Here is a 20,771-nt window from a genome sequence, read left to right as displayed (position 1 = left end):
GCAGACCGCTCGCCCGGAACCCGAACACAAGGAGCAGATTCATGACGACGAAAGCAGGCTTCATCGGACTTGGCATCATGGGGCATCCCATGGCGGCGAATCTCGTCAAGAACCGCGTGGAACTGGCCGCGTTCACGCGCAGCGGCGTGCCGGCAGAGCTGACGCAGGCGGGCGCCACCGCGTGCAACAGCCCGGCGGAAGTCGCTCAGAAGGCCGACATCGTCTTCCTGATGGTGCCGGATACGCCCGATGTCGAGCGCGTGCTCTTCGGCGAGAACGGCGTCGCGAATTCGCTGCGCGCGGGTCAGATCGTCGTGGACATGAGCTCGATTTCGCCCATCGCGACGCGCGAGTTCGCCGCGAAAGTCCGCGAGCGCGGCGCGGATTATCTGGATGCGCCCGTGTCCGGCGGCGAAGTCGGCGCGAAGGCGGCATCGCTCACGATCATGGTCGGCGGCGCGCAGGCCACGTTCGACAAGGTCAAGCCGCTCTTCGACATGATGGGCAAGAACATCTCGCTGATCGGCGATGTCGGCGCGGGCCAGGTCTGCAAGGTCGCGAATCAGGTGATCGTCGCGGCGACCATCGAGGCCGTCGGCGAGGCGCTTTTGCTTGCGTCGAAAGCGGGCGTCGATGCCGAGAAGGTCCGCACGGCGCTGATGGGCGGCTTCGCGTCGTCGCGCATTCTCGAAGTCCACGGCGAACGGATGACCAAACGCACGTTCAATCCGGGCTTCCGGATCGAACTGCACCAGAAGGATTTGAATCTGGCGCTTTCGACGGCGCAATCGCTCGGCGTCGCGCTGCCGAACACGGCGACGTGTCAGGCGCTTTTCAACGCTTGCACGGCGCACGGCGGCAAAGCGTGGGATCACTCGGGGATGGTGCGGGCGCTCGAGATTCTGGCGAACCACGAGATCGGGCAGGAGGCGAAGTAGGGGCGTTCGCAAAACTGCGCGTCGTGCCGGTCTTCAGGCGGACGAAGCTGTGCGGCGGCTAGGCGTCGGCGAGGGTGAGATTCTCGGGCAAGTTGCGGACCGCATGCACGCAGTTCCCCGACTGCGGGACGAAGCCGACGCACGCGCTTGGTCGGCAGCACGGGTTCGGCGTGAGCGACGACCGAACCGCGATGCAACGGTGTGCGGATGAACCATCGGATCGACCGCAGCGCAGTTGTTCGGGAATGAGACGGAGCTGTGCGGCGTCTCGGCGTCGGCGACTTGAAGGCAACCTGCGGCAGTCTGGGCGTCGGCGAAGGTGAGGGTCGTTCGGCAAGTTGCGGACCGCATGCATGCAGTTCCCCGACTGCGGGACGAAGCCGACGCGCGCCCTTAATCGGCAGCACGCGTTCGGCGTGAGCGACGACCGAATCGCGATGCAACGGTATGCGGATGAACCATCGGATTCGCCGCAGCGCAGTTGTTCGGAAATGAGACGGCGCGGTCAATAGGGCGTCGTCGAAAGGGATGGTCGTCCGCGATTTCCGGCCGTTCTCGCCCTCGCCTGATCGCCAGCTCGACTCCGGCACGCGACGACGGCATTGCCGTGCCATACCTCCTTGCACGCAGAAGTTCGTCAACGAGCCGCGCCATCGCGCTACGCCGCTTTATTCAATCGCTCGATAAGCGCCATCGCGGCCGAAGGATTAGCCGCCTTGTGCCCGCTGATGACGTACAGATACACATCGCGCGCCGATGCCTTGGCCGGCGCCTTGCCGGCCGTCTGCAAATCCTCCGGCATACCGCCCGCCGCCCATTCCTTCGCCCGTGCCGCCCAGCGGTCCAAAGCCGCCTTCGAGTAACCCAGCTTCTGCTTCTCGGTCGTGCCCATGATGCGCGCATAGACGAACGGCGCGGTGATATCCGCGATCTGCGGATACTTCGAATCGCCCGCTACGACAACCGCGACACCGTACTTCCTCAACAGCGCGACGAACGCGGGATCCGCGAAACTTTCGTGCCGCACTTCCACGGCGTGACGCATCGCGCGGCCTTCCACCGTCGCGGGCAGCAGCTTCAGAAAGCGCTCGAAGTCTTCGGGATCGAAATGCTTGGTCGGCGCGAACTGCCAGTTGATCGCGCCGAGCTTGTCCTGCAGTTCGAGCACGCCGCTTCCGAAAAAGCGTTCGATGGAATCGCCCGCTTCAGCCAGCACGCGGCGATTAGTGGCATAGCGCGGCGCCTTCAGCGAGAACACGAAGTCGTCGGGCGTTTCATCGCGCCACTTGGCGAACGTGTCCGGCTTCTGCAAGCGATAGAACGTGCCGTTCACCTCGATGCTCGTCAGCGCGCGGCTCGCGAATTCAAGCTCGCGTTTGTGCGTGAGACCTTCGGGATAAAACGTGCCGCGCCACGGCTCGAAATCCCATCCGCCGATACCGACACGTATGCGTGCCGCGCTGTCAGTCTTGTTCTTCGCCGCCATCGGGCATCTCCGGTCTCATGCAAGATCGCTGGATGTCACGAGTGTAGCGAACCCGGCACGAACGTGCGCCGCGCTGCCTGCGCTCTGCTTGCGCGCTATTTACGCCCGACGAGATAGCTGACGCCGTGCGGCCCGTACCGTTCCGAATGCTCGACGTTGGCCGGCAGATGAAAGATGTCGCCCGTTCGATACAGCCGCGCATCGTCGCCGATGCGCAGCGCAAGTTCGCCTTCGACGATCAGCGCCTTTGCTTCGAACGGATGCGTGTGCGTATCCAGCGAGCCGTTCGGTTCGCGCGTGACGGTCGCGACTTCGTGGAAGCCTTCGGCGGAAAGGCTGGCGAGAAATTCTTCGCGGTGCATGAGGGCGGTCTCGGCTAGGAGAGTGAAAGGGCGCGGGTCCGTGTGGACGGGAGACGCGCCCTCGATGCACCGATGCTAGCGTGAGCCTCCATCAGTTGCCGAAGAAGATGTCGCACTGCGGGCCGCGCACGCACGGCTTTGAAATCGGGTCGCGGCGCATGGCGGCGGAGCCGGTGTCGCTGCGCGTGGAGGAAACGCCGCCGTAGGACATATCCCCGGTCTGGCTCTGCGTGTCGGCGGACTGCGTCCACGTGTCGGGCGTGGCCTGGCCCGGCACCTGTGCGGTCCGATAGTAGCTTTGCTGCGCCGAGGCGACGCCCGCGGCGGCGAGCAACGTGGCGGCGAGCGCCGTCGTGACAAGACGTGATTTCATGTTGTGCTCCTTGAGAGTGACGCGCTGGCGTGCGGCGCTTCCAGATCGCGCGGGGCCTGCGCTGGCGCAGTGTCTTGCGGCACGGTTTCATGTCGCTGCATCGCGTTTAGCAACCCGCGCGCCGCACGCCCTTCCGTTATAGGCCGCAATTCGGCAATGAACAGCAGATTCGCTTATACGCTCGCAACTCGGTCAACGACGTGACGCGATGCGGGCGCGCATGACATTCTTCATGCGCGCATTGCGCGTTGCGGCCCTAGAATGCGAGGCATCGACCGACACAACGGAGCGCGCCATGACCGTCACCCTCTACCACAACCCGCAGTGCGGCACGTCGCGCAACACGCTTGCGCTGATCCGCAATGCGGGCATCGAGCCGAACATCATCGAATATCTGACGGCGCCGCCGAGCCGCGAGACGCTCGTCGCGTTGATCGCGCGTGCGGGTCTCACGGTGCGCGAGGCGCTGCGCGAGAAGGGCACGCCCTATGCCGAACTGGGTCTCGACGATCCGTCGCTCACCGACGATCAGCTCATCGACGCGATGCTCGCGCACCCGATTCTGATCAACCGTCCGTTCGTCGATACGCCGCTCGGCGCGCGCCTGTGCCGTCCGTCGGAACTCGTGATCGACCTGTTGCCTTCGCCGCAGAAGGGACCGTTCGCGAAGGAAGACGGCCAAGTGATCATCGACGAAACCGGCAAGCGCGTGCGCTAGCGCGCATGGCCGTTACCTCGCGTTACCTTTCTGGCATCGCTGTTGCACCTGTGTCAGACATCGCTCTCTAGACTGCATCTGACTCACACGGCACTCGGTGCAGGGAGGAAGCGAAATGAAGAAGAAACTTCTTGGTACGGTTATCGGGCTCGCGGGAATCGCGGCGCTGGCGGCGTCGGCATCGGCGTCCGCGCATGTCGATGTGGCAGTGGGGATCGGCGTACCCGGCTATTACGCGCCCGCGCAGCCGGTGTATGTGCAGCCGGCGGTGCCCGTCGCCTATGGATACGGCTACGGTTACGGCGAGGACCGCTGGCGCGAACGCGAGTGGCGTGAACGCCGCGAATGGCGCGAACATCAATGGCGGCGCGAGCATCGGGAAGAGCGTTGGCACGATCGCCACGGCTGGTAATCGAAGACGCTACGGGTGAGGCGGCGGGCCGGATGGCTCGCCGCTTTTTTGGTTCATCGGGCTTTGCGTGGAACGTGGCGCGGATCTCACGGAGGCTAGTTCGAGTCTCGTTCGATCGAACAACCGAAAGCCGCTCATCTTCACATCCGACCCGCTCCGCCACACCGCGCCAATTTTTGGCGCGCTACCGTGGCATCCCGCGCACTCGATAACAGCCCATGACCCAGTCACCAAAATTCTCGATGATCGACGCCGCGCCGACGCCCGTCGGCCCGTTCTCGCACGCGGCCGAAGCCGACGGCTGGGTGTTTCTCACCGGCCAGATGCCGACCGATCCCGACGACGACAGCGCACCCCTGCCCGATGGCGTCGCGGCACAGACGCGGCGCGTGATGAACAACCTGATTCTCGTGCTGACCGGGCTTGGCCTGACGCTCGATCACGTCGTGAGCGTGCGAATCTTCCTCACGGAATTCAAGCGCGATTACGACGCCATGAACGCCGTCTACCGCTCGTATTTTCTGCCGAAGCCGTTGCCGGCGCGCACCTGCGTCGGCGTGACGGCACTGGCGCGCGATGCGCTCGTGGAGATCGATTTCATCGCCCGGCGGCCTTGATTGCGCGGCCCGCGCGGCTCACTTGCGCGCTTTCGAAGCGTCCACCCAGCGGAACGTGAGATTGATGCGCTCGCCGCGCGCGCCCGGCTCCTTCGGCACGCGATGCACCCATTCCTGCTGCGTGCGCCCGCGCATCACGAGCAGGCTGCCGTGCGTCAGCGAAAGCGCGTGCGTGGCATGCGTGCGCGCGTGGCGGAATTCGAAGGTGCGCGTCGCGCCGAGACTCACCGAAGCAATGACCGGCTCGGGGCCGAGTTCGCGCTCCTTGTCCGCGTGCCAGCCCATGCTGTCCAGCCCGCTGCGATACCGGTTGATGAGCACGCTGTTGAATCGCGCGCCGCTGGCAACCTGCGCGGCGTCGCGTAGCTGCGCGACGGCGGGCGTCCACGGCTGCGGCACGTTGCGGATGCCGGAATAGACGTAGACCGCGTCCGGTTCGCCTTGCCAGGCGGTCAAGCGCGGCAGCGGCACACGTCCGCCCGGCGTGTTCATCGTGTCCTGCTGCCAGCGCACTTCGTCGATGAGCGCGGCCATCAGGTCGGAGCCGGCGTCCGCGTCGATCCAGTCCGGATGCCACGCAATGTCGGGCTTGGGAATGTCGTCGAAGAGATCGAACATGGCAGTGCGGATGCGGCCAAAAGAATCACGATAGCAGAGCCATCGCGCGGCGCGTTGCGGTGTCTTTCCCCGACCGGCCGTGCGCCATGTGCTACAGTCGGCGAGCTATCTCAATAATGCGAAGACACGCATGACCCCCAACGCCGAAACGAATCACGGTGCAGTGTGCCGCCGTATCCTCCTCGTCGATGACAGCGCCGATGCGGCCTTCGCCCTGTCGATGCTGCTGGAGGCGCTCGGCCATGAAGTGCGCACGGAGTCCGATGGCGTGTGCGCGCTCGGTTCCATCGACGATTTCCGGCCCGATGTCGTGGTGCTGGACATCGGCTTGCCGGGCATGAGCGGGTTCGAGGTGGCGCGCGAAATGCGCAAACGCGATGCGACCCGCGATGCGCTTCTGCTCGCGCTCACCGGCTACGGCAGCGCCGAGGACCGGCAGACCGCGCTCGACGCCGGCTTCGATCATCATCTGACCAAGCCGGTTTCCATCGGCGATCTCGAGGCGCTGCTCACGCGCCCCTAACCGCGCGTTTCAACTCGCTACGCACAGCTTCGCCATGTACGGCAGGTGATCGGAAAGCCACGCGGTATCCTGCGTCGGCACGATCCACTCCACGGGCTTCAGGCCGCGCACGAACATCTTGTCGAGCGCGAGCGCCGGCGAGAACGCCGGAAACGTGCGGCCGGATTCCCCGAGCATCGTCGCGACTTCGTGCATGCCGAGTTCGCCGAAAAGCGGCACGGAATCGTTGCGCCAGTCGTTGAAATCGCCCGCCAGCACGAGCGGTCCGTCCGGCGCTTCCTTCGCGATCCAGTGCGCGATCCAGTTCATCTGACGCAGCCGCGCGGCGCGCGTGAGGGCGAGATGCGCGCATAGAAGCGTGATCGCGTGTCCCGCGAACGTCGCGCGCGCGACCAGAAGCCCGCGTTTTTCGAAGCGATGCGCGGAAATATCCCAGCGCCCGGAAAGGTCCAGCGGATGCGGCGAAAGAATCGCGTTGCCGTGCCGCCACGACGGCTTGAAGACGTTGGGCCCAAGCGCGATCTGCAATTCGAGCGCGGTGGCGATTTCGGTGGCCTGGCAATGCCAGACATCGTCGAGCGGCGCGGAAAGCGGCGTGCCGAAGCCGCTCTCGAGCACGGGCTGCGGCAGTCGCCGCGCCATGGCTTCCTGAAGAAAATAGACGTCCGCGTTGGTGGTCTGCACCCACCGCTGCATGGCGTTCCATGCGCGCAGGCCGAGCGGCGAGCGGCCCTTGTGCAGATTCCAGCTCACCGCCGTGAAATACGGCGTGACCACGTTCGCGGACGGTGCTGGCGGAAGATGTTCTGGATTTCGCATGCGTTCGTTCTTTGTGCGTGGTGGCGCGGGCGTGCGCTGGCTCACTGCGCCGGCGCGGACGATGCCAGGCTCGCGCGCACCCGGTACGTCAGCGACGGATTGCTGTCGATAATCTGCCACTGCGCCCATTCGCCCGGTTTCAACACGAGGCCGGGATGCGAGGCGTTCACCTGGCGCGGCGCCGGCGGCACCTTGCAGCCCGACGGCAGCGCCTGCGATGCGTCGCTCTGCAGCGTCTCCTGCGCGTCGATGGCGAGCGTGATGTCGTCGGCGCTTGCGTGCGTCGGCGAAACGGTGAGCGTGCGTTGCAGATCGATGTCGCCGGCCGGCTTGTCCGCGCAGCCGACGCGGTTCTGCACGACATCGTGATGCGTATCGGTGCGCGCCTGGCCGACGTTCGTCGTCGCCGAGAAAGTGTCGATCTGCTGGCCGTCGCGCACGACCTGGAGTTCCCACGTGACGGGCTGCGGCGCGCTTTGCGCTAACACCCCGTGGCTCGCGGCGAGACACGCGCAGGCGAGGAGCGCGGATCGAATGAGGTGCGGAATTGCGATGCGGTTCGTTTGAGTCATTGAAGGCTTCTCCGGCGCGCGGGCGGATCGGATGGCGGCTGACCGCGCAAGGCTCACGGCGCGGCGGCCGCCGAACGGGTGTGGCTCGGCGACTTCGTTCTGACACGACGGATCGGGCGCGGTTCACGCGGTTCAGCGCGTCAGCGAATCATGTAGGGCCGCGTCCGGTCGATCTCAACCTCGCGCCTACTTGAGCACATTCCGAACCCGACCGCCACGGCATCGCGACGATGATACTCGCGTGCGCCACGCGCGCCCCACTTTCCTGACATTGGCAGCAAACTCCCGCGACTGCTCGCTTGCGCGCGGTCATGTCATCGATACACTGGACTCGTCGAAGCGAAAAAAGACGGGGTGCGACATGACGACGGCCGTGGTCAAACAAGAACTGGCGGTGGCGTCGTTCAGCAAGGTCTACAGTCTGGACGATGTCGAGACCGCGCTGAACGACCTCTCGGACGGCGCGAGCGAAGCTTTGCGCGCGATCTACGAAAAAATGTTGAAGGTCGGCAACCTGCGCTTCTGCGTGAAGCCCAACCGCATGCCTTCCACCGACGATCTCGCGGCGTCGCTGCCGAACTTCGAGGAACCGCTCGACGATATCCGCAAGCAGATCGCGCTGTGCCTCGAAACCGACGACCGCCTCGAACTCATGCCGATGCTGCTGCTGGGCGAGCCCGGCATCGGCAAGACGCATTTCGCGAAGCAGCTCGCGCGGCTGCTCGGCACGTCCAGCCATTACGTCGCGATGAGTTCGCTCACGGCGGGGTGGATTCTGTCGGGCGCGTCGTCGCAATGGCGCAACGCGAAGCCCGGCAAGGTCTTCGACGCGCTCGTGAACGGCAGCTACGCGAACCCCGTGATGACCGTCGATGAAATCGACAAGGCCACCGGCGACGCGCAATACGATCCGCTCGGCGCGCTCTACGCGCTGCTCGAACACGATACGGCGCAGACCTTCATCGACGAATTCGCCGAGGTGCCGATCAACGCGGGCAATGTCGTCTGGATCGCCACGGCCAACGACGCGCGCGCGATTCCCGAGCCGCTGCTCAACCGCATGAACGTGTACGAGATTCCCGCGCCGGACCGCGAAGGCGCGCGGCGCATCGCGCAGGCCATTTACGCGGAGATCCGCAACGCGCACGCGTGGGGCAGCCGCTTTCCCGAGACGCTCGGCGACGCGCCGCTGGACGCGCTCACGCAGGCGTCGCCGCGCGGCATGCGGCGCGCCATGCTCAACGCGTTCGGCAATGCGCGCATCGACGGAAGGCATCACGTCGAGGCACGCGATGTCGAGCTCGACCGGCAATCGCGCCGCAAATCGATCGGGTTCTAGCGGGCCCTCGTTTCGCGATTTGCCGAAAAGCCGCCGAAACGCGTCATTTTCCGCGCGTGGCGGCCAGATTCTTGCCTTTTTCCGAATTGCACCGGAAAACGATGCTTACTGCGTGCGTTGTTGTGCAACGCGCAATAGAGCCGCACGTAGAATAGTTGGCATCGAGGTGGCGCGGGAAGAAACATGGATCGGATCGAATGCGTAGTGATCGGGGCGGGTGTCGTCGGGCTCGCCATCGCGCGGGCGCTGGCGCTGCGCGGGCGCGAAGTGATGGTGCTGGAAGCGGGGGAAGCCATCGGCATCGGCACGAGTTCGCGCAACAGCGAAGTGATTCACGCCGGCATCTACTATCCGCGCGGGTCGCTCAAGGCAGACCTGTGCGTGCGCGGGCGCGAGATGCTCTACGCGTTTTGCGAGGCGCATGGCGTGCCGCACCGGCAATGCGGAAAGCTGCTCGTCGCCACCGCGCGCAATCAGATTCCGCAGTTGGCGGCGATCGAGCAGAAGGGCGTCGAAAATCGCGTGCAAGGGCTCGTGCGAATCAGCGGCGCAGAGGCGCGGGAAATGGAGCCGCAACTGCAATGCGTCGAAGCGGTGTATTCGCCGCGCACGGGTATTGTCGACAGCCACCAGTACATGCTCGCGCTGCAAGGCGACGCCGAACATCACGGCGCGGGCGTCGTGTTCCATACGCCGGTCGCGAGCATCGAGGCGCGCGAAGGCTGCTTCATCGTCGAGACGGGCGGGCAGGCGCCGGCGCGCTTCCGGGCGTCGTATCTGATCAACAGCGCGGGGCTGCACGCGAACGACATCGCGCGGCGCATTCGCGGCCTCGACGACCGCCACGTGCCGCCGCTCTACTTCGCGAAGGGCAACTACTTCAGCGTGAGCGGACGCGCGCCGTTCGAGCGTCTGATCTATCCGATGCCGAACGAAGCGGGACTCGGCGTGCATCTGACCGTCGATATGGGCGGGCAGGCGAAGTTCGGCCCGGACGTGGAATGGGTGCCGTCGCTCAATTACGACGTCGATCCGCGCCGCGCCGATTCCTTCTACGCGGCCATTCGCGCGTATTGGCCCGGCTTGCCCGACGGCGCGCTGCAACCGGCCTACGCCGGCATCCGGCCGAAGCTCTCCGGCCCCGGTCAGGCGGCGGCGGATTTCATGATCCAGGGCAAATCGGCGCACGGCGTGCCGGGGCTCGTGAACCTGTTCGGCATCGAATCGCCGGGGCTGACGGCGTCGCTCGCCATCGGCGAACGGGTGGCCGACATGGCGCGCTAAAGCGTTCGTCGGCGCTTATCTCCGACATTTGTCGTCATCGAATCGCTCCGGTGTTGTTATGCTCGGACATCGCCGTCGTCAGAACGGCGCTTTCCCCCAATACAACATGGAGCGAGTCACCATGAAGACATCCCGTCGCACATTTCTGATGACGAGCGTAGGCGTTGCGTCGACGCTCGCGCTCGGCTCGCGCGTCGCGTTCGCCGATGCGCCGAAGGTCGAGGAAACCGATCCGACCGCGCAGGCGCTCGGCTACAAGATGGACGCGAGCAAGGTCGACAAGGCCAAGTTCGCGAAGTACGCGCCCGGCCAGGATTGCGGCAACTGCCAGTTCTATCAAGGCAAGGCGTCCGATCCGTTCGCGCCGTGCCCGATGTTCGGCGGCAAGCAGGTGGCCGCGAAGGGCTGGTGCAGCGCCTACGCCAAGAAGGCCTGATCCCGAAACAACGGTAAGAAGAAGCGCGCCCGGCTGCCAAGCCCGGCGCGCTTTTCTTCGTCGCTTGATAAGGCAACGCCCGGTCTTTACACTCGCCAAGGCACCACGATCCCCGGCCGCACATGCACGGCGCCGATCAACCAACGACCACAAGGGATACGCATGGCAGGCAGACCATTGAATGTGCGCGCGGTGAGCGCGGCGGTGATCGGCAACGCGCTCGAATGGTACGACTTCGTCGTGTTCGGTTTCATGACGGTTGTGATCGCGCGGCTCTTCTTTCCGAGCGAAAGTGATTACTCGTCGGTGCTGCTCACCACCGCGAGCTTCGGCGTGGCCTTCGTGATGCGGCCGGTAGGCGGCATCGTGCTCGGGCTGTATGCGGACCGCGCCGGGCGCAAGCCGGCGCTCACGCTCGTGATCGCGCTGATGACAGTGGGCATTCTGCTGCTCGCGATTGCGCCGCCTTACTCGGCCATCGGCATCGGCGCGCCGATTCTGATCGTCGTCGCGCGGCTCATACAGGGCTTCTCGGCGGGCGGCGAGTTCGGCAGTTCCACCGCGCTTCTCATCGAGGCCGCGCCGTTCTCCAAGCGCGGCTTTTACGGCAGCTTCCAGATGGCGAGTCAGGCGGCGGCGCTGCTGCTCGGCGCGGTCGTGGGCGCGGCGATCTCGCGCGGGCTGTCGCCAGAGGCGCTGGAGTCGTGGGGCTGGCGCGTGCCGTTCATCATCGGGCTCGTGATCGGGCCGATCGGTCTGTATATCCGCCGCAACATGTCGGACACGGAAGCGTTCATGCACGTGAAGAAGGCCGCGCGCCGCGCGACGCTCGGCGAAGTCTTCCGCACGCATGGCCGCGAGGTGCTATGCGGTCTCGGCTCGGTGATCGCGCTGACGGTGACGGTCTATGTGCTGATCGCGTATCTGCCGACCTTCGCGGTCAAGCAACTGAAGCTGCCGTACGGGCAGTCGTTCACCGCGCTGATCGTCGGCAATCTGCTGTTGACGGTGCTTTCGCCGGTGGCGGGTGCGTGGTCCGACCGCATCGGACGCAAGACGCTCACGCTCTGGTCGCTGTTCATCACGCTCGTCATCATTTACCCGCTCTTTGCGTGGCTCGCTTCGGAGCCGAGCGTGCTGCGGCTCGTGATCGTGCAGGCTCTCCTCTCGATCGTGCTGTCGGGCTATTACGGGCCGTTCGGCGCGCTGCTCTCCGAGCTTTTTCCCGCGCACGTGCGCTCGACGGGCCTCTCGCTCGCGTACAACTTCGCGGTGATGATCTTCGGCGGCTTCGGACAGTTCATCGTGACGTGGCTCATTCGCGTCACGGGTTCGCAACTCGCGCCGACCTTTTACGTGATGGCCGGCCTCGTGCTCTCGCTGATCGCGGTGGCGGCGATTCCCGCGACGCGCCACGGCGATGTGGACGACGCGCGCGATTTCACACGCTAGGCGGCATCACATGAAAGTGATCGAAAGCGGCAAGTTCACAGCCGAGCGCGCGTGGGGCGCGCTCGATATCTGCGTGATGAACGGCACGTCGTGCCGTCTGCACTGGACGGACGCGCCGTACAAGTGGCACGTCAACGACGGCGAGGAAGTGTTCGCCGTCATGGACGGCGTGGTGCGGATGCACGTGCGCGACGCGCAAGGCGAGCGCACGGTCACGCTCAACGCGGGCGATATCTTCCACGCGCAGGCCGGCGACGAGCATTACGCCGAGCCGGTCGGCGCGGCGCGCATTCTGGTGATCGAAAAAGAAGGCAGCGTCTGAGCGGCGCTCAACGCGCAAGGCCCGCCGCGACCAGCAGTTCGGCGAGCACTTCGGTCATGCCGCCTTCGTGAGTTTCAGCGCGTTCCTTCAGTTGCTTCACGAGCTTCTCGTCGAGCTTGCACGCGAAGGGCACGAGCCCTTTCGCCTGATCGAGCTTGCGCTGCTCGCGGCGGTCGGTTTTCGGCGCGTCAGCCGCGCCCGCGCGTGAGCGGCCGCCTTGCTTCAGATCGTTGGCGAGCTTGAATGCCTTGGTTTGTTCCAGCTGAAATTTGTTCATGTGATGCTCCGGGGCCGCAGTTTCGATGGAGCCGTATTGTACTGGCCCGGCTAGCGCGCTTTGCCTCACGCGTGACTCATGCCGGACCGGGTTCCGCCATCGCATCGATGCGCGCGCGCATGCGCCGCCAATGCGAGCCTTCCCAGAACACGCGACGGCAGACATCGCAGGTGACGAAGCGTGTATGGCGTTCGCGCACGCCGTCCGGCACGCGACCGTCGATCTCGTCGGGCGCGGCGGGGCGCAGCGGCGCGTTGCACATCAGGCACAGGCGGAATGCGCGCACATGCGCGGCGAGATCCAGCCGCTCCGCGATCTCGCGCCATTGTTCTTCCGGTTGCAGCGCGCGCACGTAGCAGCCGTGCAGCACCGTGCGGCGCTTGAGCAACTCGCGGTCGCGCGTCAGCACGATGCGCGATTCGTCGTGCGCGAGGCGCTCGATTTCATCGTCGGCGAAGTTGTTGTCGTAGCGCGTGTCGAAGCCCGCGAGCCGCAGCAGTTGCGCGAGCCCGCCGAGATGCGCGTCCGCGATGAAGCGCAGATCCGCCGGCTGCAAGGGCGGGCGCAGCAGCGAGCCGCCATCCGCGAGATCGGGCCGCGCGTGGCCCGCCGCGAAGACCTCGATGAAGTCGCCGGACTGAATCTGCGCGTCGAAGCCAGCGGGAAGGCCGTTGCGCAAGATCAGCCCGACTTCCGTGTGCGGCACGCCGAGGGCTTCGATCATATGCTTGGTCGACGACGTGGGCGCGCACGCGCACTCGAACGTGCGCCCTCGCTGCGGCCGGGCGAGGAAGTCGTTCAGTTCATCGTGGAAATGAAAGCGCGCGTTGACCATGCAGGCAAGTATGGCATCGGGCGCCGCTGCGTGCTGACGGGCGATGTGCTCTACTGGCGCACGGGCCGCGCGCCGTGGGCGTGGCCGCGACAGATCATTCATGACGCAAGGAGCGCACAGGCAATGGATATCGGATTCATCGGATTGGGCGAAATGGGCGGCGCGATGGCGAGCAACGCGTTGAAGGCGGGCCACTCGGTGCGCGTGTGGAACCGCTCGCGCGACAAGACGCGGGCGCTGGCGGACCAGGGCGCGTCGGTGGTCGATACGCCCGAGCAGGCGTTTTCCGGCGATGCCGTCTTCTCCATGCTCGCCGACGACCACGCGCTGCGCTCCGTTCTGGTCGAAGGCGGCTTGCTCAAGCATGCTTCGAAGGGCCTCGTGCACGTGAACATGGCGACGATTTCGACTGCGCTCGCCGTCGAACTCGCGCAGTTGCACGCGCAGCACGGCGTCGGCTATGTCGCCGCGCCGGTGCTCGGCCGGCCCGATGTCGCCGCGGCGGGCAAGCTGAACATTCTCGCGGCGGGCGCGGACGCGGACATCGACCGCGTGCAGCCGGTGTTCGACGCGATCGGCCAGAAGACGTGGCGCGTCGGTCAGCAGCCGGAACACGCGAACGTGCTGAAGCTGGCGGCGAATTTCATGCTGGGCGCGGCGATCGAAACCGTCGGCGAGGCGGCGGCGCTCGTCACCGGACACGGCATCGAGGCGCAGACGTTCCTCGACGTCATCACGAACTCGCTGTTTCCGGGGCCGGTGTATCAGGGCTACGGCAAGATGATCGCCGAGCGCCGCTATGAACCGGCGCTCTTCAAGGCGCGGCTCGGGTTGAAGGACGTGCGGCTCGCGATTGCCGCCGGCGACGCGGTGAACGTGCCGTTGCCCGTCGCGAGCGTCGTGCGCGACAACCTCGTGGATGCCCTCGCTCACGGCGACGGCGAGAAGGACTTCGCCGTGCTGGGCGAAGTGGCGGCGCGGCGCGCGGGGCAGTGAGTTCAAGGCGGGAAGACGCGGCATAATCGCGGTCCCGCTTTCTTCCTGGTGAGCCGCAATGAGTCTGCATGTCTGGTGGATGTTCGTCGCCACGGTGTTCGTCGTATCCGCTATTCCAGGCCCCACCATGCTGCTCGTGATGACGCACGGCGCACGCTTCGGCCTGCGCCGCTCCATCGCGACGATGGCCGGCTCTCTCGGCGCGCTCGTTCTGATGGTGTCGGTGTCGGCGGCAGGGCTCGGCGTGTTTCTCGAAGCGTGGCCGCGTCTCTTCGATGCGCTGCGTCTTATCGGCGCGGCGTATCTCGTTTGGCTAGGCGTCAAAAGCTGGCGCGCGAAGGCGAGCGCGATTGCGGTTCGCGACCAAAGCGATCAAAGCGATCAAAGCGGCGAAAGCAGCGAAGCGCCGACGCCGTACGCGAAACCGGCGGCGCTCTTTCGCAACGGCTTTATCGTTGCGGGCAGCAATCCCAAGTCAATGCTCTTCGCGGCGGCGCTGCTGCCGCAATTCATCGACGCGGCGCGGCCTGTGCTGCCGCAATTCGCGGTGCTCGTCGCGACGCTCGCGGTAATCGAGGTGAGCTGGTTCGCGGTCTATGCGGGGCTCGGCGCGCGCATCGGCGAGAAGCTGAAAAGCGCGGCGGTCGCGAAGGCATTCAACCGGCTGACGGGCGGCGTGTTCATCGGCTTCGGCGCGATGATGGCGCTGCTTCGGCACTGAGCATCTTCGGCCGATCCTGTGTGCGTTCGCCCTCGAAGCCTCGCCCGAACGGGCGCACGGTTTGCTCGACTTATGTCGAGCCTTCATTCGCTTCCGAACATACGCGGGCCGCTGGGCGGGGGATAGTAGCCATCGTGATCGGTCTTACGTTTGGGGCGATGCACGATCAGATGGGTGCCGGTCGCGAGCCGACCGCGGCTGACCGATCCGCTGAGGTTGGCGGTGGAAAGCTCAAGCCGCAGTGACCGCCCACAGGAGACACGGATGCATGGGAAGACCTTCAACGTCGCGTTCGCCGCACTTTATTGCGGTGTGCTGACGACCGCGCCCGCCGCCCGCGCCGACGATACGCCCAGCTCTTGCGATGCCCTGAAGCACATCGTGGCGGCATCGCCGACGTTCTCCTCGCTGACGGCCATCGACGGTCGGCCGCTCGCGCTGCCCTACGGCGACGACGCCCAATGCGCCGCCTCCCAGACCGACTATCGCTGCACTTGGACGCCGCACGGCAGCTCCGGCGCCGACGCGCTGCAAGGCGTGGCCGCCGACATCGCCTCCTGCCTGCCCGACGCCACGCACGATCAGAACTCGCCCGCTCGCCAGCATTTCTATGTCGGCGCACGCGGCGCGCGCACGGAAATCACGGCGGCACAGGCCGGCTCGAACAAACTGAAGCTCGAAATCCACGCAACCCGGTGAGGCCATCGTGAGCAAGCGCATCCTGATAGCCGATGACGACGACGACGCGCTCGCCGGCCTCGCGAATCTTCTCAACGGCATGGGCCACGAAGTCGCACTCGCTGCCAACGGCGCGCAGGCGGTAGAAGTGGCGGCGCAGTTCGCGCCGGAAGTGGTGATTCTCGATCTCGGCATGCCGCTCGTCGACGGCCTCGCCGCCGCGCGCGAACTGCGCAAGGCGCCGAACGGAGCCGCCATGCTCCTCGTCGCGCTGACCGGCTGGGGCCAGCCGCAACATCGCGAAATGACGCTCGAGGCTGGCTTCGACATCCATCTCGTCAAGCCGATTTCGGCGGATCAGCTTCAATTCGTCTTGTCGATGACGCAGCCGTGATGGATCGTGTTGCAATGCACCAAAATTCTTGCTATAGTGGTCCCTGTCTCCTCCATGTCTCCACTGATATGGATTCAGCCCGCCAACCTAGGCGGGCTTTTTTTCGTCCGTCGCTTGTATGTTGCGGCGCATGAAAAAGCCGGCCCGCAGGCCGGCTCCAGATGCCGAATAAGCGTAAGTTAGCGCGCGAGTCCGGTCGCTTCGTCCGCGCCGATGGCGAGGTTCATGCACTGAATCGCCGCGCCCGAAGCGCCCTTGCCCAGATTGTCGAGGCGCGTCACGGTGACGAAACGCTCGTCATTTCCGAACACGAACACGTCGACGCGATTCGTGTCGTTGCAGGCTTGCACGTCGAAGAAACCGCTGTCCAGATTGCTGTCCGCGTCGAACGGCATGACGCGCACGAACGGCTCGCCGGCATAGTATTCGGCGAGCATGTCGCGCACGTCCTGCGGCTTGGCAGCACGCGCGAGCTGGTCCGGCGAGACGTAAGTGGTGACCGCGAGGCCCTTCAGGAACGGTCCGACGATCGGCGTGAAAATCGGGGCGCGCGACAAACCCGTGCGGACCGACATCTCCGGCAGATGCTTGTGCGTCAGGCCGAGCGCGTAGGCGCGCGGACTATCGAGGCGCGCATCGCCGCCGGCTTCGTATTCCGCGATCATCTTCTTGCCGCCGCCGCTGTAGCCGGTGATCGAATAGGCGTGCGCGGGGAAATTGGCCGGCACGAGCCCGCCTGCAACGAGCGGCTGCATGGACAGAACGAACGCCGACGCGTGGCAGCCCGGCACCGCGATGCGCTTCGCCGTGCGCAGCCGCTCGCGCTGCGCGCGCGACAGCTCGGGCAGGCCGTACGCCCAGTCGTCGTCCGTGCGGAAGGCGGTGCTCGCGTCGATCACGCAGGTCCGGTCGTTGCCCGGTTCCACGAGCGCAACCGACTCCCGCGACGCGACATCCGGCAGGCATAGGAACGTCACGTCCGAGGCGTTGATCAGCCGGCGGCGCTCCTCGACGTCCTTGCGCTTCGCCTCGTCGATGCGCAGCACTTCGATGTCACGGCGCTGCGACAGATATTCGAAAATCTTCAGGCCGGTGGTGCCTTCCTGTCCGTCGACAAATACTTTCGTGGTCATCTCGATCTCGCTGGTTCGTGGCCGCCGCGCGTGCGCCCGCCGCAGAACCGCCATTCTAAGGCGATTTCGAGGCCGCTTGATGTCCGGTTGACGTCGATGCGGCGGCGGCGCGCGTCAGGGCGTCGCCGGTGCCGCCTCGGATTCGTCCGGACGATGCGCCCAGCGCGCCGCGACGGCGGCGATGCGCGCGCCGAACGTCTTCGCCGTCTCGATATCGCCGGGCGGCGGCGCTTCTTCCGGCGACGCATCCGCGGGCGACTGCGTGAGCAGCCCCGTGAAGCCGCCAACGAAGTTCAGGTCGTTGCGCGTGGCGGCTTTCGTGTTCGACGGCATCATGCCCGCGCCCACCCAGAGCATGCCGTGCTGCATCGCGAGCGTGACGAAGTAGGAAATGGTCAGGAACTTGTCGCCGTTCATGTGCGCGGAGTTGGTGAAGCCCGCCGCGATCTTGTCCTTCCACTTCTGCTCGAACCAGGGCTTGGAGCTGGCGTCGGCAAATTTCTTGAAGTCCGCGGACGGGCCGCCCATGTAGGTCGGCGCGCCGAAAATGATGGCGTCGGCGGCTTCGAGTTCGGCCCATGCGGCGTCGTCCACCTCGCCGACGGGCATCAGCTTGCCGTTCGCGCCGGCTTCGGTGGCGCCGGCGAGCACGGCTTCCGCGACTTTCTTCGTGTGACCGTAGCCGCTGTGATACACGATGACGATGTTCGGCATGATTCCCTCTTGCCGCGCGTGGCGGCGCGAGCAGCGACGCGCGTGTTGCGTGATGGCCGCCGGTGCTTCACGACTAGGCGGTTCGCGGAGACATCGAGCTAGAAGCGCGACCGGCGGACGGACGCAGTCAGTCTAGCGCGGCCAATTTTCGCGATACCGGCGCTAACGCACGCACGCGGCGAAACAATGGCGCGGCCGCTATCGTCCGACTGTGAATGTGAGTTGCGCGCTTGCGATGGCCGTCGCGCGAATCTCGTGATCGAACATGAGCGCGGGCGTGCCCTGGCGCAGGCGCAAGTCGTCGCTATTGAGCGCGTACACGGTGACGATATACCGATGCGGCTTGCCGGGCGGCGGGCAGGGGCCGCCGTAGCCGTCGGTGTCCCAGTCGTTGCGCGCTTCCACCGCGCCGATCTTGCGCAGCGCGCCCGAGGCGCTGGCGTTTGCCGGCAAGCGCGTGACCGTCGGCGGAATGCCGGCGACAGCCCAGTGCCACCAGCCACGGCCGGGCGCGTCGGGATCGAAAATCGTCACGGCGAAGCTGCGGGTCTGCGCGGGCGCACCGCGCCACGAAAGCTGCGGCGAGCGATTGCCGCCCTTGCAGTCCGATTCGTTGAAAAGCAGCTCACGGCCGATGGCCTTGCCCGGCGCCAATTCCGGGCTCGTCACCGAGAAGGCGTCTTGCGCCGCCGCGACGCGCGCATGACACAGAACCGCCGCCCCACTGGCGAGGCCGAGCGTGAATGCAGCGACAGCATTACCCGAACGCACGATTCGACATGCGAGGCGCATGGCTGACTCCTGGCAGCGGCTGAAGCTCATATAGCAGCGTTTCGCCCACTGCAACGATGTTTTTTGTCTCAGTGATGCGCTTCGTAGGAGGTTGCAGTTTAACATTGCAACAAAGCATTAAAAGGTTGATCCTTGGGACTTAACCTATGGCGCAAAATCAGTCGTCCTCGTTATGTGCGTGCGGCTGATGGCGAAGATTCAACTTCGTAGATCAACATATGAACCATTTGAACTTGATTCGCGTGGCAGTCAGTCGACCGGATTTGGGAGAAGAATAAATGAGCCAGCGAATTCAGGTCATCATCGCAGACGACCATCCTGTGATTTTGTTCGGCGCCGCGCAGGCGCTCAGCAAGTTTCCGGAAGTCGATGTCGTTGGCCAGGCGCGTCAGTCCACTGAACTCGTCCAGCTGCTGCAGAAAACGCCGTGCGACGTGCTGGTGACCGATCTCGCCATGCCCGGCGGCTCATACGGCGACGGCATGCCGCTGCTCGGCTATATCGGCCGGCAGTTTCCGAAGGTGCGGCTCGTGGTGCTGACCATGCTCGAAAATCCGGCTTTGCTCAAACGTTTGCGCGAAGTCGGCGTCGTGTCGATCATCAACAAGGCCGACGACATGAACCATATCGGCTGGGCCATCCAGCACGTGATGCGCGGGCAAGAGTATCTCGGGCCGTCGGTGAAGGCGGCGCTGGACAGCATGGGCATCGGCGCGTCTGGACAGCAGCGCGGCGTTATCCTGTCCAAGCGCGAACTGGAAGTGGTGCGCCTCTTCGTGTCGGGCATGACCATTACGGAAATCGCGGGACAACTGCGGCGCAGTATCAAGACCATCAGCACGCAGAAGAACACGGCGATGCGCAAACTCGGCATCGAACGTGATTCCGAATTATTCCAATACGCGCAAAGTAACGGATTAATGAACCTGTCCGCCTATACAGGCGATGGCTCGCTCGAAGACACGCCGTTGTCGGATTCGAAGTCGTTATAGGCGCACATTCGCCAAAGAATAAAAAAGCCGCTGACTGAATCAGCGGCTTTTTATTTTCAATCGACAACTGGCAACGATTATTTATTGCGGCGTGGCAGTGGCGCCGCCGTGCGCCGCCGACCATTCGGCCGGTGCGTGCAGGAATTTTTCGACTTCATCCAGCGTCTTCGATTCGAAATAGCCCTGTTGCTTCGCGACGCGCAACACGTCCCACCACGTGGCGAGCGCGTGCAGGTCCACGTCGATGTCCTTCAGCACGGACACGCTTTCCTTGAAGATGTTGTAGTGGAACAGCACGAAGCAGTGGTTCACCGTCGCGCCCGCCGTGCGCAGCGCATTGATGAAGTTGATCTTGCTGCGGCTGTCCGTGGTCAGGTCTTCGACCAGCAGCACGCGCTGACCTTCGGTCAGCAAGCCTTCGATCTGTGCGTTGCGGCCGAAACCCTTCGGCTTCTTGCGCACGTACTGCATCGGCACCATCAGACGGTCGGCGATCCACGCGGCGAACGGGATACCGGCGGTCTCGCCGCCCGCGACGGCGTCGATCTGCTCGTAGCCGACATCGCGCAGAATGGTCGCTTCGGCCATTTCCATCAGCCCGCGACGCACGCGCGGATACGAAATCAGCTTGCGGCAGTCGATGTACACCGGGCTCGCCCAGCCGGACGTGAAGATGAACGGTTTTTCCGCGTTGAAATGCACCGCCTGCACTTCGAGCAGCATCTTGGCGGTGGTGTCGGAGATCGTCTGGCGATCGAAGCCTGTCATGGGCGAATCCTTGGACTGATGTGGCGCTTCTGGAAGCGGAAGGCGGCCGCGAGGGCCCTGGCGCATGAATCGGACGCCGGACGAGCCGTCTTTCGAAGGGCTGTCTGGCGCTTTTCTGCGCGCGTGTCGACGGGACTCGGCGCGTGAGCGCCTGCGTTGTCCCATGCACAGCTAACCCGCGATTTTACCCGAGCCTGCGC

General features: G+C 65.1%; 27 protein-coding genes. 15 read left to right on the top strand and 12 right to left on the bottom strand.

Annotated elements, in window-relative coordinates; translation table 11 throughout:
- Positions 1-41 precede the first annotated feature (41 nt).
- Positions 42-938 carry a 2-hydroxy-3-oxopropionate reductase gene (locus tag GV035_RS23220; protein WP_159837247.1) on the top strand — a complete coding sequence of 299 codons (897 nt, stop codon included), beginning with the start codon at positions 42-44 and terminating at the stop codon, positions 936-938.
- A 658-nt stretch (positions 939-1,596) separates the two neighbouring features.
- Here GV035_RS23220 and GV035_RS23215 read toward each other — a convergent pair.
- From GV035_RS23215 to GV035_RS23205, 3 genes are all read right to left on the bottom strand, one after another.
- On the bottom strand, positions 1,597-2,424 hold the full coding sequence (locus tag GV035_RS23215) for a DUF72 domain-containing protein (RefSeq protein ID WP_159837246.1): 828 nt from the start codon (positions 2,422-2,424) through the stop codon (positions 1,597-1,599).
- Positions 2,425-2,519: 95 nt separating this feature from the next.
- Complete coding sequence (locus tag GV035_RS23210; protein ID WP_159837245.1) at positions 2,520-2,786, bottom strand: cupin domain-containing protein; 267 nt, start codon at positions 2,784-2,786, stop codon at positions 2,520-2,522.
- Positions 2,787-2,877: 91 nt separating this feature from the next.
- Positions 2,878-3,159 (bottom strand): hypothetical protein, encoded by a 282-nt coding sequence (locus GV035_RS23205; RefSeq protein ID WP_159837244.1) that lies wholly within the window; start codon positions 3,157-3,159, stop codon positions 2,878-2,880.
- Positions 3,160-3,454: 295 nt separating this feature from the next.
- Here GV035_RS23205 and arsC point away from each other — a divergent pair, with 295 nt between their 5' ends.
- From arsC to GV035_RS23190, 3 genes are all read left to right on the top strand, one after another.
- Complete coding sequence (gene arsC / locus GV035_RS23200; RefSeq protein WP_159837243.1) at positions 3,455-3,877, top strand: arsenate reductase (glutaredoxin); 423 nt, start codon at positions 3,455-3,457, stop codon at positions 3,875-3,877.
- Between the two features lie 115 nt (positions 3,878-3,992).
- The gene (locus tag GV035_RS23195) at positions 3,993-4,289 is read left to right on the top strand and encodes a hypothetical protein (RefSeq protein WP_159837242.1); all 297 of its coding nucleotides are present in this window, start codon (positions 3,993-3,995) and stop codon (positions 4,287-4,289) included.
- A gap of 218 nt (positions 4,290-4,507) precedes the next feature.
- Complete coding sequence (locus GV035_RS23190) at positions 4,508-4,906, top strand: RidA family protein (RefSeq protein WP_159837241.1); 399 nt, start codon at positions 4,508-4,510, stop codon at positions 4,904-4,906.
- Between the two features lie 18 nt (positions 4,907-4,924).
- Here the strand turns inward: GV035_RS23190 and GV035_RS23185 are convergent, their stop codons facing one another.
- Complete coding sequence (locus GV035_RS23185) at positions 4,925-5,524, bottom strand: alpha-ketoglutarate-dependent dioxygenase AlkB family protein (RefSeq protein WP_159837240.1); 600 nt, start codon at positions 5,522-5,524, stop codon at positions 4,925-4,927.
- A gap of 130 nt (positions 5,525-5,654) precedes the next feature.
- On the opposite strand from GV035_RS23185, the gene GV035_RS23180 reads away from it, so the two are divergent.
- A complete protein-coding gene (locus tag GV035_RS23180; protein ID WP_159837239.1) occupies positions 5,655-6,047 on the top strand; it encodes a response regulator in 393 nt (130 codons plus the stop codon).
- A 9-nt stretch (positions 6,048-6,056) separates the two neighbouring features.
- On the opposite strand, the gene GV035_RS23175 is transcribed toward GV035_RS23180, so the two are convergent.
- Both GV035_RS23175 and GV035_RS23170 read right to left on the bottom strand, forming a co-directional pair.
- On the bottom strand, positions 6,057-6,866 hold the full coding sequence (locus GV035_RS23175) for an endonuclease/exonuclease/phosphatase family protein (protein ID WP_159837238.1): 810 nt from the start codon (positions 6,864-6,866) through the stop codon (positions 6,057-6,059).
- Positions 6,867-6,907: 41 nt separating this feature from the next.
- Positions 6,908-7,438, bottom strand: a complete 531-nt coding sequence (locus GV035_RS23170; protein WP_159837237.1) for a hypothetical protein — start codon at positions 7,436-7,438, stop codon at positions 6,908-6,910.
- 361 nt (positions 7,439-7,799) lie between these two features.
- Here GV035_RS23170 and GV035_RS23165 point away from each other — a divergent pair, with 361 nt between their 5' ends.
- The 5 genes from GV035_RS23165 to GV035_RS23145 all read left to right on the top strand — a co-directional run bounded on the left by GV035_RS23165 (position 7,800) and on the right by GV035_RS23145 (position 12,271).
- Positions 7,800-8,777 (top strand): AAA family ATPase, encoded by a 978-nt coding sequence (locus GV035_RS23165; RefSeq protein ID WP_159837236.1) that lies wholly within the window; start codon positions 7,800-7,802, stop codon positions 8,775-8,777.
- 183 nt (positions 8,778-8,960) lie between these two features.
- Entirely contained in the window at positions 8,961-10,061 is a 1,101-nt protein-coding gene (locus tag GV035_RS23160; protein ID WP_159837235.1) for an NAD(P)/FAD-dependent oxidoreductase, read from the top strand.
- Positions 10,062-10,182: 121 nt separating this feature from the next.
- On the top strand, positions 10,183-10,497 hold the full coding sequence (locus GV035_RS23155) for a high-potential iron-sulfur protein (protein WP_159837234.1): 315 nt from the start codon (positions 10,183-10,185) through the stop codon (positions 10,495-10,497).
- Between the two features lie 162 nt (positions 10,498-10,659).
- Positions 10,660-11,949: an MFS transporter gene (locus GV035_RS23150; RefSeq protein WP_159837233.1), complete on the top strand. Its 1,290-nt coding sequence runs from the start codon at positions 10,660-10,662 to the stop codon at positions 11,947-11,949.
- Between the two features lie 10 nt (positions 11,950-11,959).
- The gene (locus GV035_RS23145; protein ID WP_159837232.1) at positions 11,960-12,271 is read left to right on the top strand and encodes a cupin domain-containing protein; all 312 of its coding nucleotides are present in this window, start codon (positions 11,960-11,962) and stop codon (positions 12,269-12,271) included.
- A 7-nt stretch (positions 12,272-12,278) separates the two neighbouring features.
- On the opposite strand, the gene GV035_RS23140 is transcribed toward GV035_RS23145, so the two are convergent.
- Positions 12,279-12,548 carry a hypothetical protein gene (locus GV035_RS23140; protein ID WP_159837231.1) on the bottom strand — a complete coding sequence of 90 codons (270 nt, stop codon included), beginning with the start codon at positions 12,546-12,548 and terminating at the stop codon, positions 12,279-12,281.
- A gap of 76 nt (positions 12,549-12,624) precedes the next feature.
- Positions 12,625-13,383, bottom strand: a complete 759-nt coding sequence (locus tag GV035_RS23135; protein WP_159837230.1) for a Mut7-C RNAse domain-containing protein — start codon at positions 13,381-13,383, stop codon at positions 12,625-12,627.
- On the opposite strand from GV035_RS23135, the gene GV035_RS23130 reads away from it, so the two are divergent.
- The 4 genes from GV035_RS23130 to GV035_RS23115 all read left to right on the top strand — a co-directional run bounded on the left by GV035_RS23130 (position 13,363) and on the right by GV035_RS23115 (position 16,172).
- Complete coding sequence (locus GV035_RS23130) at positions 13,363-14,379, top strand: NAD(P)-dependent oxidoreductase (protein ID WP_268892279.1); 1,017 nt, start codon at positions 13,363-13,365, stop codon at positions 14,377-14,379. The two genes, GV035_RS23135 and GV035_RS23130, sit on opposite strands and share 21 nt — an antisense overlap.
- A gap of 58 nt (positions 14,380-14,437) precedes the next feature.
- A complete protein-coding gene (locus GV035_RS23125; protein ID WP_159837229.1) occupies positions 14,438-15,100 on the top strand; it encodes a LysE family translocator in 663 nt (220 codons plus the stop codon).
- A gap of 264 nt (positions 15,101-15,364) precedes the next feature.
- Positions 15,365-15,799, top strand: a complete 435-nt coding sequence (locus tag GV035_RS23120; RefSeq protein WP_159838165.1) for a hypothetical protein — start codon at positions 15,365-15,367, stop codon at positions 15,797-15,799.
- Positions 15,800-15,806: 7 nt separating this feature from the next.
- Complete coding sequence (locus GV035_RS23115) at positions 15,807-16,172, top strand: response regulator (protein WP_159837228.1); 366 nt, start codon at positions 15,807-15,809, stop codon at positions 16,170-16,172.
- A 179-nt stretch (positions 16,173-16,351) separates the two neighbouring features.
- Here the strand turns inward: GV035_RS23115 and argC are convergent, their stop codons facing one another.
- The 3 genes from argC to GV035_RS23100 form a co-directional block, all read right to left on the bottom strand.
- A complete protein-coding gene (argC, locus tag GV035_RS23110) occupies positions 16,352-17,305 on the bottom strand; it encodes an N-acetyl-gamma-glutamyl-phosphate reductase (protein WP_159837227.1) in 954 nt (317 codons plus the stop codon).
- Positions 17,306-17,419: 114 nt separating this feature from the next.
- Complete coding sequence (locus GV035_RS23105) at positions 17,420-18,019, bottom strand: flavodoxin family protein (RefSeq protein ID WP_159837226.1); 600 nt, start codon at positions 18,017-18,019, stop codon at positions 17,420-17,422.
- Between the two features lie 198 nt (positions 18,020-18,217).
- Positions 18,218-18,811, bottom strand: a complete 594-nt coding sequence (locus tag GV035_RS23100) for a YbhB/YbcL family Raf kinase inhibitor-like protein (RefSeq protein WP_159837225.1) — start codon at positions 18,809-18,811, stop codon at positions 18,218-18,220.
- Between the two features lie 278 nt (positions 18,812-19,089).
- On the opposite strand from GV035_RS23100, the gene GV035_RS23095 reads away from it, so the two are divergent.
- Positions 19,090-19,803 carry a response regulator gene (locus tag GV035_RS23095; protein WP_159837224.1) on the top strand — a complete coding sequence of 238 codons (714 nt, stop codon included), beginning with the start codon at positions 19,090-19,092 and terminating at the stop codon, positions 19,801-19,803.
- 81 nt (positions 19,804-19,884) lie between these two features.
- Here GV035_RS23095 and GV035_RS23090 read toward each other — a convergent pair whose 3' ends face one another.
- The gene (locus GV035_RS23090) at positions 19,885-20,571 is read right to left on the bottom strand and encodes an orotate phosphoribosyltransferase (RefSeq protein WP_159837223.1); all 687 of its coding nucleotides are present in this window, start codon (positions 20,569-20,571) and stop codon (positions 19,885-19,887) included.
- Between the last annotated feature and the right edge of the window lie 200 nt (positions 20,572-20,771).

The organism is Burkholderia sp. 8Y, assembly GCF_902506145.1.
Taxonomy (GTDB): domain Bacteria; phylum Pseudomonadota; class Gammaproteobacteria; order Burkholderiales; family Burkholderiaceae; genus Caballeronia.
This window is presented reverse-complemented; position numbering and strand designations above follow the sequence as displayed.

Coding starts and splice junctions, on each gene's coding strand:
- GV035_RS23220 (WP_159837247.1), top strand. CDS start 42: ATGACGACGAAAGCAGGCTTCATCGGACTTGGCATCATGGGGCATCCC.
- GV035_RS23215 (WP_159837246.1), bottom strand. CDS start 2,424: ATGGCGGCGAAGAACAAGACTGACAGCGCGGCACGCATACGTGTCGGT.
- GV035_RS23210 (WP_159837245.1), bottom strand. CDS start 2,786: ATGCACCGCGAAGAATTTCTCGCCAGCCTTTCCGCCGAAGGCTTCCAC.
- GV035_RS23205 (WP_159837244.1), bottom strand. CDS start 3,159: ATGAAATCACGTCTTGTCACGACGGCGCTCGCCGCCACGTTGCTCGCC.
- arsC (WP_159837243.1), top strand. CDS start 3,455: ATGACCGTCACCCTCTACCACAACCCGCAGTGCGGCACGTCGCGCAAC.
- GV035_RS23195 (WP_159837242.1), top strand. CDS start 3,993: ATGAAGAAGAAACTTCTTGGTACGGTTATCGGGCTCGCGGGAATCGCG.
- GV035_RS23190 (WP_159837241.1), top strand. CDS start 4,508: ATGACCCAGTCACCAAAATTCTCGATGATCGACGCCGCGCCGACGCCC.
- GV035_RS23185 (WP_159837240.1), bottom strand. CDS start 5,524: ATGTTCGATCTCTTCGACGACATTCCCAAGCCCGACATTGCGTGGCAT.
- GV035_RS23180 (WP_159837239.1), top strand. CDS start 5,655: ATGACCCCCAACGCCGAAACGAATCACGGTGCAGTGTGCCGCCGTATC.
- GV035_RS23175 (WP_159837238.1), bottom strand. CDS start 6,866: ATGCGAAATCCAGAACATCTTCCGCCAGCACCGTCCGCGAACGTGGTC.
- GV035_RS23170 (WP_159837237.1), bottom strand. CDS start 7,438: ATGACTCAAACGAACCGCATCGCAATTCCGCACCTCATTCGATCCGCG.
- GV035_RS23165 (WP_159837236.1), top strand. CDS start 7,800: ATGACGACGGCCGTGGTCAAACAAGAACTGGCGGTGGCGTCGTTCAGC.
- GV035_RS23160 (WP_159837235.1), top strand. CDS start 8,961: ATGGATCGGATCGAATGCGTAGTGATCGGGGCGGGTGTCGTCGGGCTC.
- GV035_RS23155 (WP_159837234.1), top strand. CDS start 10,183: ATGAAGACATCCCGTCGCACATTTCTGATGACGAGCGTAGGCGTTGCG.
- GV035_RS23150 (WP_159837233.1), top strand. CDS start 10,660: ATGGCAGGCAGACCATTGAATGTGCGCGCGGTGAGCGCGGCGGTGATC.
- GV035_RS23145 (WP_159837232.1), top strand. CDS start 11,960: ATGAAAGTGATCGAAAGCGGCAAGTTCACAGCCGAGCGCGCGTGGGGC.
- GV035_RS23140 (WP_159837231.1), bottom strand. CDS start 12,548: ATGAACAAATTTCAGCTGGAACAAACCAAGGCATTCAAGCTCGCCAAC.
- GV035_RS23130 (WP_268892279.1), top strand. CDS start 13,363: ATGAAAGCGCGCGTTGACCATGCAGGCAAGTATGGCATCGGGCGCCGC.
- GV035_RS23135 (WP_159837230.1), bottom strand. CDS start 13,383: ATGGTCAACGCGCGCTTTCATTTCCACGATGAACTGAACGACTTCCTC.
- GV035_RS23125 (WP_159837229.1), top strand. CDS start 14,438: ATGAGTCTGCATGTCTGGTGGATGTTCGTCGCCACGGTGTTCGTCGTA.
- GV035_RS23120 (WP_159838165.1), top strand. CDS start 15,365: ATGCATGGGAAGACCTTCAACGTCGCGTTCGCCGCACTTTATTGCGGT.
- argC (WP_159837227.1), bottom strand. CDS start 17,305: ATGACCACGAAAGTATTTGTCGACGGACAGGAAGGCACCACCGGCCTG.
- GV035_RS23105 (WP_159837226.1), bottom strand. CDS start 18,019: ATGCCGAACATCGTCATCGTGTATCACAGCGGCTACGGTCACACGAAG.
- GV035_RS23100 (WP_159837225.1), bottom strand. CDS start 18,811: ATGCGCCTCGCATGTCGAATCGTGCGTTCGGGTAATGCTGTCGCTGCA.
- GV035_RS23095 (WP_159837224.1), top strand. CDS start 19,090: ATGAGCCAGCGAATTCAGGTCATCATCGCAGACGACCATCCTGTGATT.
- GV035_RS23090 (WP_159837223.1), bottom strand. CDS start 20,571: ATGACAGGCTTCGATCGCCAGACGATCTCCGACACCACCGCCAAGATG.